The organism is Nonomuraea sp. NPDC001831, assembly GCF_042892035.1.
Lineage (GTDB): Bacteria > Actinomycetota > Actinomycetes > Streptosporangiales > Streptosporangiaceae > Nonomuraea.
In genome coordinates, this window is record NZ_JBIATU010000001.1 from 1,072,127 (window position 1) to 1,085,020 (window position 12,894).

Genomic DNA, 12,894 nt, shown 5'->3' on the forward strand with positions numbered 1-12,894 from the left:
CGGACGTCTGCCGCGAGATGCCCCACAAGGTAATACATCGGGCAAGAGTCAGGCAAGTGGCTAAAGGTCCAGCTAGGCGAGTTGCGCCCGCGCCTCGGCCAGAAGCCCCATCATGGCAAGGGATTCGTCAAGCGGCATGATCGCGCTCTCCGTGCGGCCCTCGACCGTGGCCGCGCGCACCTCGCGCAGCTCGCCCGCGTAACCGTTGTCGGCCGGGTCGAGCACCAGCTCCTCCGTCTCCATCGACGGCCCCGACAGCAGCACCCGCTGCGGCGCCCAGAACGGCGCCAGGATGTCGGCCCGCATCGACGTGCCCACCACGCTCGCGTCGTTGGCGTGATGTGCCAGCAGCGACACGTCGACCAGGGCCCGCCGCCCGTCCGGGTACAGCAGCAGCCCGCCGGCCTCGGCGTCGACCCCGCTGGGCGCCAGCGAGCCGGCCATGCGCAGCTCCGCGGGCATGCCGAGCAGCAGCTGGGCCAGCCCGAACGGGTAGATCCCCAGGTCGAGCAGGGCCCCGCCGCCCAGCTCCGGCGCCCACAGCCGGTGGGCGGGGTCGTAGGGCAGCGCGAAGCCGAACGAGGCCCGCACCGACCGGATCTCACCGAAGCGCGGATCGGCCGCCACCTGCTGGATGAGCGGGTTGAAGCGCATCCACATGGCCTCCATGAGGAAGACCCCGGCCGCGCGGGCCAGCGCCACCATGCGCTCGGCGTCGGCCACGTCGGCCGCCAGCGGCTTCTCGCACAGCACCGACTTGCCCGCCGCGATGGCGGCCTCGGCCACCTGCAGATGCTGGGCGTGCGGCGTGGCGACGTAGATGGCGTCGAGGGCCGGATCGGCGCACAGGGCCTCGTAGGAGCCGTAGGCCGACTCCGCGCCCAGCTCGTCGGCCAGCGCCCGCGCCCTGAGCGGGCTCCGCGAGCCGACGGCGCCCACCCGCATGCCGGGCTCGGCCACGATGGCCGCCCCCACGGTACGCGCGATGCCGCCGGTCGCCGCTATTCCCCAGGTGAAATCTCGCACGACCGAGATCGTAGAGCGCTCAGGTCAGGTTGAACGAGTCGGGGTCGGGCCCGATCCGCCGCCCCGCGTTCATCGCGCCGATGGCCGCCATGTCCTCGGTGTCGAGGATGAAGTCGAACACGTCGATGTTCTCCTCGATCCGCGACGGCGTGACCGACTTGGGGATCACCACGTTGCCGAGCTGCAGGTGCCAGCGGAGCACGATCTGGGCGGGAGTCTTGCCGTACTTCTCCGACAGCACGCGCAGCGCCGGGTCGGCCAGCAGCCCCTTGCCCTGCCCGAGCGGGCTCCACGCCTCGGTCAGGATGCCGTTGGCCTCGTGGAAGGCCCGCATCTCGCGCTGCTGGAAGTACGGGTGGAGCTCGATCTGGTTGATCGACGGCGTGATGTCGGTCTCCTCCATCAGCCGGGTCAGCGTGGCGACCGTGAAGTTGGAGACCCCGATGGCCTTGGCCCGGCCGTCCCGGTAGATCTTCTCCAGCGCCCGCCAGGCCTGCACGTACCTGTCCTGCTGCGGGACCGGCCAGTGGATCAGGAAAAGATCTACGTAGTCGAGGCCCAGCCGGGCCAGGCTCTCGTCGAAGGCCTGCTCGGCGCGCTCGTGGTCGCCGTTCCACAGCTTGGTGGTGACGAACACCTTCTCCCGTGGCACCCCGGCGGCGCGCACGGCCCGGCCGACGCCCTCCTCGTTCTCGTAGGCGGCGGCGGTGTCGACGTGCCGGTATCCGGCGCGCAGCGCGGTCGTCACCGCGTGCTCGGCGTCGTCGGCAGAGACCTGCCAGACGCCGAAGCCGAGCTGTGGTATCTGCACACCGTCGGTGTTGAGCATCAGCGAGTTCATACCCTCCATTGTTCACGTGTCGTTTCTTGCGGCTTAAGCAGGCCGGGCTACCTTGAGGCGGGTCGTGCAAGGCCATCCACCGGCTGGGGGAAACAGAGTGGTCAGACAGGCGTCGGCCTGGGTGGAGTCTCCGCTCCAGATGCTGTGCGCCGTCGAGGCCCACCACGCCGGGCTGCTCGGCCCGGACACCGTGGTCGTGCCGCGCGCCGGCCTGCGTCCGCTGCGCGCCACCCGCAAGGAGCTGCGCCGCCTCGACCTGCCCGCCGGCCTGCTGCTGGACGAGCCGCGCGAGCGCATGCCGCGCCGCGTCCAGGCCGTGGGCGACGCGTTCTCCGGCAAGGTCCAGATGCGCTGGCTGACCTCCGACCCCGGCCGCATCGTCGTCGTGGACGACGGCCTGGCCACGCTCAGGCTGCTCGAACTGCTGGCCGCCGGGCCGTTCCGGCCGCTGCTGCGGGCGCGGGCGACCCCCTCGCGGGCGCGCGCCCTGCTGGGCCTGGCCGCCGCGCTGCGGCTGCGGATGAGCCGGGTGTCGGTCTTCACCGCCCTGCCCGTCCCCGACGAGCTGGCCGCCGCCGTCCGGGGGGCGGGCGTCGACCTCGTCCGCCACGACTTCGCCTGGCTGCGCGCCCAGCCGCCGAGCGCCCAGGGGCCCGCCGAGCGCACGGTCGTCCTCGGCACCTCCCTGGTCCGCAACGGCCTGGTCCACCGTGACCACTACCTGCGCTGGCTGACCGACCTGGCCGGGCGCGAGCCGCTGGCCTACTACCCGCACCGCCGCGAGGACCCCGTGGACCTGGCGCTGATCGGCGAACGTCCCGGCATCACCGTGCACGACGCGGGCGTGCCGGCCGAGCTGACGCTGCGCGGCCTGGACGCCGGCCAGCGGGTGCTCAGCCTGCCCTCGACCGCGATCACCTCGCTGCGGGTGCTGCTCGGCCCGCGCGGCGTCGAGGTCGAGCCGGTAGATGTTCCCGACGACTGGTGGACGAGCAGGGCGGCCCCCGGCCTGCGATCGCATTTGACAGGAGCTTCCAGGTGAGGGTGCTGGCGGTAGCCGACTCCGACTCGTATCTGAAGTGGGCGGCCTGCCTGCTCGACGACCTGCCCGCGGGCTGCGAGAGCGAGCTGGTGGTGGTGCGCACCCCGATCGCGCCCTCGCCGGAGCAGATCGCGGCGGCGGTGGGCGGGCGCGCGGCGCCGCCGGTGTTGTCGGCGCGCTCGCTGCGCCGCCTGGCCGAGCGCACCCGCCCCGACGCGATCCTGGTGGGCTGCACGGGCCCGGTGGTGGACGTCCTGGTGGCCGACGTGCTGGCCGGGCTGCGGCCGGCGGGCCGGGCACGGCCGGTGTTCGTCAGCGGGCTGCCCGGCATCTCGGTCCCGGCCACGGAGAAGGCGTGGCTGTTCCGCAGCGGCTGCGACCTGTTCGTGGTGCACAGCGAGCGCGAGGTGGCCGAGTTCTCCGGGATCGCCGGCCGGCTCGGCGGGGGAGGGGCGGTCGGGCTGGCCCGGCTGCCGTTCCTGCGGCCCGGCACGGCGTCCGGCGGCGGCGATCGGGTCGTGTTCGCCACCCAGGCCAAGGTGCCGCGGGCGCGCGAGGAGCGCGAGCGGGTGCTGCTGGCGCTGGCCGAGCTGGCCGGACGCCGCCCCGGGCTGGAGGTCGTGGTCAAGCTGCGCGCCCTGGAGCACGAGCGGCAGACCCACAACGAACGCCACCACTACCAGCGGCTGTGGCGCGAGATGGGCGAGCCGGGCAGGCTGACGTTCGCGGCCGGGTCGATGCACGAGCAGCTGTCGCGGGCGGCCGGGTTCGTCACGGTCAGCTCGACGGCCGCGCTGGAGGCCGTCGCCATGGGCGTGCCGTCGCTGGTGCTGAGCGACTTCGGCGTCAGCGCCGAGATGATCAACCTGGTGTTCGAGGGCAGCGGCCTGCTCGGCACGCTCGACGATCTGGCCCTGGGCGACTTCCGCACGGCCGAGCCGCGCTGGTGCGAGGCCAACTACTTCCACCCGGCCGGCCGCGACGACTGGGCGGCCCTGCTGACCGGCCTGGCCGCGGACGGGGCGCGCCCGCCCGCCCGCTCGCTGCTGGACGGCCCCGAGCACGCCGCGGCCCGCCGCCGGGCCAGGTTGCGGGTGGAGGTGCCGCCCACGATGTTGCGGGCGGGCTACCGGGCCAAGCGGCGGGTGCGCCGCTACCTCAGATCGCTGACCTGATCTTCCTGCGCAGCCTGGACAGCGCCGAGGGCGGCTCGGCCAGCCCCAGCGTCTCCAGGCGCTTGCGCTTGAAGTAGCGCCCGTCGAACGTGACGCCCGACGGGCGCAGCTCGGGATAGGCGTCGGCCTGCATGCAGTAGCCCACCGCGCGCACCAGCGCGGGCAGGTCCGTGCGCGGCGGCTCGTCGATCACGCCGTCGGCGTTCAGCCGGGGCAGCAGCGCGTCCACGATCGTGGCCGGCACCCTGTTGCTGTTCTCGTACGGCGTGAGCCGGTCCAGCACCAGGCCGGTGCCGAAGGAGGCGACCGGCAGGCCGAAGTAGCGCCGGGCGGTCACCAGGCCGGTGGAGAAGCAGCCCACGACCAGCTCGGGGCGCTGCGCGGCGAAGCACACCTCGGCCGGCACGCTCTCCCCGGCCACGGTCAGCCGCACCCCCAGCGGCCCGGCCGCCGCGCGCAGCAGTTGCGCGTGCCGGCGGCCGGCGGCCGGGTGCGGCTTGAACACCACGTCGGTGCAGCCGCGGGCGGCCAGCGCGCGCAGCATCGAGGCGTGCAGCCCGGCCTCCTCCTCCGGCGTGACGATCTCCAGCGCCGACAGGTACTGGCCCAGGACGACCGCCTGCCCACCGGGCAGGTCCGGCGCGGTGGCGGCCACCTCGTCCACGACCGCGAGGAAGCGCTTCTCGGGCAGCACGACGGGCGGCACGCCGTACTCGCTGAGCAGCAGCGGGGTCAGGCCGGGCACCAGGTCGAGGTGGAGCAGCCGCTCGATGCGGCGGGAGATCTCCGCGGGCAGCGGGTCCCGGGTCGGCCCGTAGCTCATCAGGCCGTCGGAGTAGACGGTGATCGGGCAGTCGCGCACCAGGCCGGCGATCGTGCGTGCGGGCGGCACCGCGATGGACTCCAGCACCAGCTCCTCGACGTCGTCCAGCGCCAGGTGGGAGCGGATCAGCCGCTCGAACATCGGCACCTCGATGACCCGCGCCCGCCAGTCGGAGGGGTGCAGCGGGGCGATCAGCTCGTTCCAGGAGTGCACCTCGTCGAAGCGCGAGCGCAGGGCGGCGAAGCCGGGCGTGGCGTCGAGCGGCACCGACACCTCGGGGATCGCCGCGTTGTTCGACACGATCAGCACGCGCCGGCCCGCGCCGAAGCGGCCGTCGTCGATGGCCGCGGCCAGCGACATCGCGCCGAACAGCGTCGAGGCGTAGAAGACCTTCATCAGGAATCCTCCCGATCCCGGCGGATCCGGACGTGGGGGCTGGGGGCAATGTCGGGAACCAGGGCGCGCAGCACGGCCTCCCGCTCGACGGCCATCCGCGACACGGCGTCGGCCACCAGGTCGGGCGGCAGGCCGCGGACCATCTGCGCGCCCCGCTCCTCGAACCGGGCGCGCAACGCCGGCGTGAACCGGTCCGCGAGCTCCAGGTGGTGGGCCAGCAGCGCGCAGAAGTTGCGCGCCGCCTTGGGCAGGAACTCCGGCTCCAGGTCCTTGAGGACCAGCTCGAAGGCGTCGAAGAAGTGCAGTTGCCGCTCGTCGCCGACCTGCGTCAGCGACCCGGACACCAGCCGCCGGTAGAACACCCCGGCCATCGGCACCACCGCGAACGTGGCCGCCTCCCGGTGCAGCCGCCAGATCCACGGCCGGTCCTCGGCGGTGTGCAGCGAGCCGGGGAAGTGCAGCAGGTCCCGCAGCGAACGCCGGTAGACCCCGGCCCATGCGTACGGGTAGTCCACCATGGTCCGCTCCCCGGCCGGCAGGATCGCCGAGCGGGGGTCGAGCACCACGCCGCGGCGCGACAGCGGGGCCCGGTGCACCACCCGCCTGCGCCCCTCCACCTGGACGTGGTCGACGCGCACGAAGTCGCAGCCGAGCCCGTCGATGGCCGCCACCAGCCCGGCCAGGTAGCCGGGGGCCAGCCAGTCGTCGCCGTCCATGAACGTGACGAACCGCCCCGAGGCGGCCGACAGCCCGGTGTTGCGGGCGTCGGCCAGGCCCACGGGGGCGGGGTTGCGCAGCACGGCCAGGCCGGGCAGGTCGCGGGCGAAGTCGGCGATGATGTCCGGGGTGGCGTCCACGGAGCCGTCGTCCACGACGATGAACTCGAAGTCGGGCCGGGCGTTGCGGGCGAGCGAGGTGAGCGCGTCGGCGATGAAGCGCTCACCGTCACGCACCGGCACGACGACGGAGAGAGTGGTCGGCGTCATGACTCAGACGGTCACCCGGCGCAGCCGGGCCTTGGGCGCCTCCTCGCCGGGGAAGACGCGCTTGACGCCGTCGCCCATGGCCTGCTCGATGATGCGGATGTCGCGGACGAGGTGCTCCAGCCCCGACGGCTCCAGCGAGGCGGCGTGGTCGGAGCCCCACATGGTGCGGTCGAGCGTGATGTGCCGCTCGACGCAGACCGCGCCCAGGGTGACCGCGGCCAGGGAGATCTGCAGGCCGCGCTCGTGCCCGGAGTAGCCGACCGGCACGCCGTAGCGCTCCTTGAGCGTGGTGATCGTGCGCAGGTTGGCCTCCTCCGGCGGCAGCGGGTACGTGGAGGTGGCGTGCATCATGATCAGCCGGTCGGTGCCGAGGATCTCGACCGCCTGGTCGATCTCCGACAGCGTGGACATGCCGGTGGACAGGATGAGCGGCTTGCCGGTGGCCGCCAGGGCGCGCAGCAGCTCGTGGTCGGCGACGCTGGCCGAGGCGATCTTGTGCGTCAGCACGTCCATGTCTTCCAGGAACTCCACGGACGGCACGTCCCACGGCGAGGCGAACCAGTGCAGGCCGCGCTCGTCGCAGTACTTCGCGATCTGCCGGTACTCGTCATGACCGAACTCGGTGCGCTCCTTGTACTCCAGGTACGTCATCTCGCCCCACGGCGTCTGCCTGATCTGGCCCTTCTGCTCCTCGGGCACGCAGATCGCGGGGGTGCGCTTCTGGAACTTGACCGCCTGGCAGCCCGCGTCGGCCGCCACGTCGATGAGCCGGCGGGCGAGGTCGAGGTCGCCGTTGTGGTTGATGCCGATCTCGCCGATCACGTACACCGGCTCGCCGTCGCCGACCAGCACGTCACCGATCGCGACCGGGCCGAGCCGCGGCCGGGCCTTGGCCTCGGCGACGGGCGGCTCGGGCCGGGCGGCCACCACCAGGTCGCACAGCTCGCGCACCGCGCCGGAGCCGCCGGGCCTGGTCAGCACCACGCGGGCGGCGGCGCGCACGCGCGGGTGCGCGTCGGGGGTGGCGATCGGCCAGCCGACCTCGGCCATCGGGCCCAGGTCGTTGACGTCGTTGCCGACGTAGGCCACCCGCGCCGGGTCCAGGCCCTCGATGGCCAGCCAGTCGCGCAGCACGATGCGCTTCTCGGCCAGGCCCTGCAGCACGGGCACGCCCAGCTTGCGGGCGCGGGCGGCCACGACCGGGTTCTGCTCGGTGGACATCACCAGCACCTTGACCCCGGAGCGGCGCAGCAGCGCGACGCCCATCCCGTCCGAGCGGCTGACCAGGACCATCTCCCGGCCGTCGGAGTCGATGTAGGCGCGGTCGTCGGTGTGCACGCCGTCGAAGTCGGTGATGACCGCGTCCACGTCGATCGGCTCGGGCTTGTCGATGAACGGCGCCAGGGCGCGCACCAGCTCCAGGTCCTCGGGGTCGTCGACCTCGATGGCGTGCTGCGGCGGCACCGGCTGCACGGCGACCTCGCCGAAGAAGCGGTGGCCGTGCTCGCGCAGGCCGGCGGTGCGCATGACGTAGAAGGCGCCGTTCTCGCGGAACTGCGGCTCGCGGTCCTGCCTGCGCGGCCGTACGGCGGGGTCGTGGTTGACGCCCGCGCCCGCGGCCGTCCACAGGAACTCGTGCGTCGGCAGCCCGGACACGACCGAGTCGGCCTCGCCGTCCAGGACCTTGCGCACGGCCGCCGACAGGTCCTCGGGGTCGATGAACGCGCTGGTGCACTGCACCAGGACGACCACGTCCGGGTCCGCGCCGAGCGCGTCCAGGGCGTGCAGCACGGCCGACTCGCTGGAGGCGGTCGCGCCGCTCAGCTCCGCGGGCCGCTCCACCACGGTCGCCCCCGCCGCTCGGGCGGTCTCGGCGATCTGCGGGTGGTCGGTGCTGACCACGACCTGGTCGACGAGCTCGGCCCGCAGGCACGCCCGTACCGCGCGGGTGACCAGCGGGACGCCCCCGACCAGGGCGAGGTTCTTCAGGGGAACGCCCGCCGAACCTCCGCGGGCGGGAACAACGGCCAGGACTCGCAAGTGACTTCTCCTCAGTGCATCGGATCGCACCCAGAAGCTAAGGGCCCGGATTGAACGGGCAGCGTCACCGCCATTAACTTTCCATGGGGATCCGGTAGAGCAACTCTGGCCGGCCCACCCCGCCGTACTGCGGCACGCGCACCGCCGTCCCCAGCTCGACCAGGTGTTCCAGGTAGCGGCGGGCGGTCACCCGCGACACCCCGACGGCCTGCGCCACGCTCTGCGCGGTGCTGCCGCCGGGCCGCTCGCGCAGCCGCGCCGACACGGCGTCGAGGGTGTCGCGGGCCAGCCCCTTGGGCAGCTCGGAGCTGCCGCGCAGGGTGCCGAGCACCCGGTCGACGTCGCCCTGCGCGACGATCACGCCGGTGTCCTGCCTGAACCGGGCGTAACGCGCCAGCTTCTCGGCCAGGGTCGCGTAGGTGAACGGCTTGAGAAGGTACTGGGAGACGCCCAGCGACACCGCCGAGCGCACCGTCGGCAGGTCACGCGCCGAAGTGACGGCGATGACGTCGCACAGCAGCCCGCCGGCCCGCACCGCGCGGCACACCTCCAGGCCGTGCATGTCGGGCAGGTACAGGTCGAGCAGGATGAGGTCGACCGGCCGGCCGCGCAGGAACCGCAGCGCCTCGCCGCCCGAACGCGCCACCCCGGCCACCTCGAAGCCGGCCACCCGCTCGACGTAGACCCGGTTGGCCTCGGCGGTGATCTCCTCGTCCTCCACGATCAGCACGGAGACCGGCACGTCCGGCCGGCTCGCCGCGCCCGCCCCGGCACCGGTGTCCGGCCGGCTCATCGGACCCGCTCCGGGGCCGGCAGCCGCACCGTGAAGGCCGACCCGGCCACCTCGATCGTGCCGCCGAGCCGCCGCACCGCCTGCCCGACCAGCGCCAGCCCGAGCCCGTGGCCGTCGCCCTTGGTGGTCCAGCCCTTCGCGAACGCCTCCGGCGCGGTCAGCCCCGGCCCGTCGTCGGTCACCCTGATCACGATCCCGTCCCGGTCCGCGCCCAGGTGCACCTCGACCCGGGTGGCCGCGTCGAGGGCGTTGTCGACCAGGTTGCCGACGATCGTCACCAGGTCGCGCGGGTCCAGGCCCAGGTCGTCGAGGTCGCTGTCGGGCGTGAGCAGCAGCTCGCCGCCGCGTTCGGCCGCCTCGGCGCTCTTGCCGAGCAGCAGCGCGGCCAGCACCGGCTCGCGGACCGCGCCCACCACCCGGTCGGTCAGCTCCTGCGCCGCGCGCAGCTCGGCCGTGCCCAGCGCGACGGCCTGCTCGGTGCGTCCGAGCTCGACCAGCGTGATCACGGTGTGCAGCCGGTTGGCGGCCTCGTGCGCGGCCGAGCGCAGCGAGTCGGCGAAGCCGCGTTCGGCGTCGAGCTGCCCGGCCAGCGCCTGCAGCTCGGTGTGGTCGCGTACGGTCACCACCGTGCCGAGCCTGCTGGCCGCGCCGTTGACGGCCAGCACCCGGTCGCCGGCCAGGTGCACGCGTTCCTCGTGGCCCTCCAGCAGCGCCGGCAGGCCCAGCTCGGCCAGGTGCCGGCCCTCGGCGTCCGGCGGCAGGTCCAGGAGCTGCCTGGCGGCGTCGTTGCAGAGCGTCAGCGTGCCGTCGCCGCCGACCAGCAGCAGGCCCTCCCGCACGGCGTGCAGGACGGCGTCGTGGTGGTCGTGGATGCGGCCCAGCTCGACCGGGCCGAGCCCGTGGGTCTGGCGGCGCAGCCGTACGGTGACCAGCCACGTCCCGGCCGCGCCGAGGCCGAGGGCGAGGGCGGCGACCAGGCCGCTCCAGGCGACCTGGTCGCGCAGCCGGGCGCTGATCCGGTCGACCGTGATGCCGGCGCTGACCAGGGCCCGGACCCGGCCGCCGGACCACACGGGCGTCACGGCCCGCTCGGAGGGGCCGAGCGTGCCGGTGTAGGTCTCGACGAACGTCTGCCCGGCCAGGGCCCGACCGGTGTGGCCGAGGAAGCGCCGGCCGATCTCGGCCGGGTTCGGGTGGGTGTAGCGGGTGCCGTCCGGCTTCATGATGGTGACGAAGTCGACGCCGGTCTCCTTGCGCACCCGTTCGGCGTACGGCTGCAGGGCCAGGGTCGGCTCGGGGCCGTCGAGGGCGGCGGCCACGCCCGGCGCGGCGGCCACGCTGACCGCCACGGCCCTGGCCGTGGCGCCCGCCTCCTCGGTGAGCAGGCGGTGGGCCTGCACCAGCGCGAGCACCGCGCAGCCCGTCACGGCGACTGCGACCACCAGCAACTGCAGGACCAGCATCTGGCCCGCCAGGCTCCAGCGGCGCATGAGCCCCCCTTGCGTGAACGAAACTTACTCAATCGTGACGTGGGTCACAGCGAGCCGCATAGTCGCACGACCAGCCCCTTTTTCAAAGCGGTGGAGACCCCTCATGCGTGATCGCACTCGTTACCTGTATCTGGCCGTCATCGTGGCGGTCCTGCTCGGCATCCTGGTCGGGTTCGTCTGGCCGGAGGCGGGCAAGGAGCTCAAACCCCTCGGCACCGGGTTCGTGGCGCTGATCAAGATGCTGATCAGCCCCATCATCTTCTGCACGATCGTGCTCGGCATCGGCTCGGTACGCCAGGCCGCCAAGGTCGGCAAGGTGGGCGGCCTCGCGCTCGGCTACTTCCTGGTGATGTCCACCGTGGCCCTGGTCATCGGCCTGCTGGTCGGCAACGTCATCGACCCCGGCTCCGGGCTGCACCTGACCGACGCCGCCCGGCAGGCCGCCGAGGCCGAGGCGGCCAAGGGCGAGGCCACCGGCGGGGTGGACTTCCTGCTCGGCATCATCCCCGTCACGCTGGTGTCGGCCTTCACCGAGGGCTCGGTCCTGCAGACGCTGCTGGTGGCGCTGCTGGCAGGGTTCGCGCTGCAGGCCATGGGCGAGCGGGGCGCGCCGATCCTGCGCGGCGTGGAGCACGTCCAGCGGCTGGTGTTCCGCATCCTGGCCATGGTCATGTGGGCCGCGCCGGTCGGCGCGTTCGGGGCCATCGCGGCCGTGGTCGGGGCCACCGGGATCGAGGCGCTCAAGAGCCTGGCCATCATCATGGTCGCCTTCTACGTCACCTGCCTGCTGTTCGTCGGCGTGGTGCTGGGCGCGCTGCTGTGGCTGGTGGCCCGGGTCAACCTGTGGTCGCTGCTGCGCTACCTCGGCCGGGAGTTCCTGCTGATCCTGTCCACGTCGTCGTCGGAGACGGCGCTGCCGCGGCTGATCGCGAAGATGGAGCACCTCGGCGTGAGCCGGACGGTGGCCGGCATCACCGTGCCGACCGGCTACTCCTTCAACCTCGACGGCACCGCCATCTACCTCACCATGGCCACGCTGTTCATCGCCTCGGCCACCGGCGCGCCGCTGCAGGTCGGCGAGCAGGTCTCGCTGCTGCTGTTCATGATGGTCGCCTCCAAGGGCGCCGCGGGCGTGACCGGGGCGGGCCTGGCCACGCTCGCCGGCGGCCTGCAGTCGCACCGCCCCGAACTGGTGGACGGCGTCGGCCTCATCGTCGGCATCGACCGGTTCATGTCCGAGGCCAGGGCGCTGACCAACTTCGCGGGCAACGCCGTGGCCACCGTCGTGGTGGGCACCTGGACCGGCGACTTCGACCGGGAGCGGGCCGCCGAGGTGCTGGCCGGACGGGCGCCGTTCGACGAGTCCACGCTGATCGACGAGGAGGACGACCGCCCCGAGCCGGAGCCCGGACGGCAGGCCGCGCGCGTCTAGGGTGGCCGGCTCTCGGTGCTCGCAGCTCTAGGGTTTGCGGCCGATGCCCGCGTACCCCATGCGGGCGAAGTCGTCGTCGTAGAAGGGCGGGCTCTCGGGGTCGGTGAACGGGAAACCGAGCTCCGGCCCCTTGCCCGTGGCCAGACCGGGCGGGATCAGCTCGAAGTCGCCGAAGAAGGCGGCGATCTCCTTGCCCGGCCGCGGGCAGAACGGCGCGTTGGCCCGCCGGTAGAAGTGGCTGACCCGGGCCAGGCGCTCGGGCGCGTGGTCGGTGCCGACGTGCGACAGGGCCAGGTAGCTGCCGGGCGCGAGCGCGTCGCGGTAGGCGGCCACGAAACCCTGCGGGTCGTCGGTGTCGGGGATCAGGTGCAGCAGGAACATCATGAGCACGGCGACGGGTCTGCCGAAGTCCAGCAGGCCGCGCACCTCGGGGCTGTCCAGCACCTCCCGCGGGCGCCGGACGTCGCCGTGCAGCATGGCCACCTGCTCGGGACCGGCCAGCAGGGCCCGTCCGTGGGCGGCCACCACCGGGTCGCTGTCCACGTAGACCACGCGGGCCTGCGGGGCGTACCGCAGCGCCACCTCGTGCACGTTCTCGGCGGCCGGCAGGCCGGAGCCCAGGTCGAGGAACTGGGTGACGCCCTGCTCGCACAGGTACCGCACCACCCGGCCGATCAGCAGCCGGTTCTCCCGCGTGCCGTCCCTGACCTCCGGCATGGCGCTCAGCACCAGCTCGGCCAGCTCGCGGTCGGCCGGGAAATTGTTCTTTCCGCCCAGGAAGTAGTCGTACATGCGCGCGGTGTTGGGGATGTGAGGATCCACGCCCTGGGGGACTTCTTGCGTCATGAGG

11 protein-coding genes are annotated in these 12,894 nt (G+C 73.3%); 3 read left to right on the plus strand and 8 right to left on the minus strand.

All coding sequences use genetic code 11. The features are described 5' to 3' along the window. Positions 1-72: 72 nt before the first annotated feature. Both ACFYYW_RS04705 and ACFYYW_RS04710 read right to left on the minus strand, forming a co-directional pair. Complete coding sequence (locus ACFYYW_RS04705) at positions 73-1,026, minus strand: Gfo/Idh/MocA family protein (protein ID WP_387645072.1); 954 nt, start codon at positions 1,024-1,026, stop codon at positions 73-75. 19 nt (positions 1,027-1,045) lie between these two features. Continuing rightward, the gene (locus ACFYYW_RS04710) at positions 1,046-1,867 is read right to left on the minus strand and encodes an aldo/keto reductase (protein WP_387645075.1); all 822 of its coding nucleotides are present in this window, start codon (positions 1,865-1,867) and stop codon (positions 1,046-1,048) included. 97 nt (positions 1,868-1,964) lie between these two features. On the opposite strand from ACFYYW_RS04710, the gene ACFYYW_RS04715 reads away from it, so the two are divergent. Together ACFYYW_RS04715 and ACFYYW_RS04720 are read left to right on the plus strand one after the other, a co-directional pair. After that, complete coding sequence (locus tag ACFYYW_RS04715; protein ID WP_387645078.1) at positions 1,965-2,909, plus strand: hypothetical protein; 945 nt, start codon at positions 1,965-1,967, stop codon at positions 2,907-2,909. Next, on the plus strand, positions 2,906-4,084 hold the full coding sequence (locus ACFYYW_RS04720) for a DUF6716 putative glycosyltransferase (protein ID WP_387645080.1): 1,179 nt from the start codon (positions 2,906-2,908) through the stop codon (positions 4,082-4,084). Before ACFYYW_RS04715 ends, ACFYYW_RS04720 begins: the two co-directional genes overlap by 4 nt. On the opposite strand, the gene ACFYYW_RS04725 is transcribed toward ACFYYW_RS04720, so the two are convergent. The 5 genes from ACFYYW_RS04725 to ACFYYW_RS04745 form a co-directional block, all read right to left on the minus strand. Further along, positions 4,068-5,303: a polysialyltransferase family glycosyltransferase gene (locus ACFYYW_RS04725; protein ID WP_387645082.1), complete on the minus strand. Its 1,236-nt coding sequence runs from the start codon at positions 5,301-5,303 to the stop codon at positions 4,068-4,070. The genes ACFYYW_RS04720 and ACFYYW_RS04725 overlap by 17 nt on opposite strands. Then, a complete protein-coding gene (locus tag ACFYYW_RS04730) occupies positions 5,303-6,289 on the minus strand; it encodes a glycosyltransferase family 2 protein (protein WP_387645085.1) in 987 nt (328 codons plus the stop codon). Before ACFYYW_RS04730 ends, ACFYYW_RS04725 begins: the two co-directional genes overlap by 1 nt. A 3-nt stretch (positions 6,290-6,292) precedes the next feature. Beyond that, the gene (locus ACFYYW_RS04735; RefSeq protein ID WP_387645088.1) at positions 6,293-8,329 is read right to left on the minus strand and encodes an N-acetylneuraminate synthase family protein; all 2,037 of its coding nucleotides are present in this window, start codon (positions 8,327-8,329) and stop codon (positions 6,293-6,295) included. 73 nt (positions 8,330-8,402) lie between these two features. Beyond that, entirely contained in the window at positions 8,403-9,122 is a 720-nt protein-coding gene (locus tag ACFYYW_RS04740) for a response regulator (protein WP_352329673.1), read from the minus strand. Further along, on the minus strand, positions 9,119-10,612 hold the full coding sequence (locus tag ACFYYW_RS04745; protein ID WP_387645092.1) for an ATP-binding protein: 1,494 nt from the start codon (positions 10,610-10,612) through the stop codon (positions 9,119-9,121). Before ACFYYW_RS04745 ends, ACFYYW_RS04740 begins: the two co-directional genes overlap by 4 nt. Before the next feature lie 103 nt (positions 10,613-10,715). Between ACFYYW_RS04745 and ACFYYW_RS04750 the strand changes: the two genes are divergently transcribed. Then, positions 10,716-12,044 (plus strand): cation:dicarboxylate symporter family transporter, encoded by a 1,329-nt coding sequence (locus ACFYYW_RS04750; RefSeq protein ID WP_352327955.1) that lies wholly within the window; start codon positions 10,716-10,718, stop codon positions 12,042-12,044. Between the two features lie 27 nt (positions 12,045-12,071). Here the strand turns inward: ACFYYW_RS04750 and ACFYYW_RS04755 are convergent, their stop codons facing one another. Then, positions 12,072-12,890 carry an SAM-dependent methyltransferase gene (locus tag ACFYYW_RS04755; protein WP_387645095.1) on the minus strand — a complete coding sequence of 273 codons (819 nt, stop codon included), beginning with the start codon at positions 12,888-12,890 and terminating at the stop codon, positions 12,072-12,074. Between the last annotated feature and the right edge of the window lie 4 nt (positions 12,891-12,894).

Coding starts and splice junctions, on each gene's coding strand:
- ACFYYW_RS04750 (WP_352327955.1), top strand. CDS start 10,716: ATGCGTGATCGCACTCGTTACCTGTATCTGGCCGTCATCGTGGCGGTC.
- ACFYYW_RS04755 (WP_387645095.1), bottom strand. CDS start 12,890: ATGACGCAAGAAGTCCCCCAGGGCGTGGATCCTCACATCCCCAACACC.
- ACFYYW_RS04725 (WP_387645082.1), bottom strand. CDS start 5,303: ATGAAGGTCTTCTACGCCTCGACGCTGTTCGGCGCGATGTCGCTGGCC.
- ACFYYW_RS04710 (WP_387645075.1), bottom strand. CDS start 1,867: ATGAACTCGCTGATGCTCAACACCGACGGTGTGCAGATACCACAGCTC.
- ACFYYW_RS04745 (WP_387645092.1), bottom strand. CDS start 10,612: ATGCGCCGCTGGAGCCTGGCGGGCCAGATGCTGGTCCTGCAGTTGCTG.
- ACFYYW_RS04740 (WP_352329673.1), bottom strand. CDS start 9,122: ATGAGCCGGCCGGACACCGGTGCCGGGGCGGGCGCGGCGAGCCGGCCG.
- ACFYYW_RS04730 (WP_387645085.1), bottom strand. CDS start 6,289: ATGACGCCGACCACTCTCTCCGTCGTCGTGCCGGTGCGTGACGGTGAG.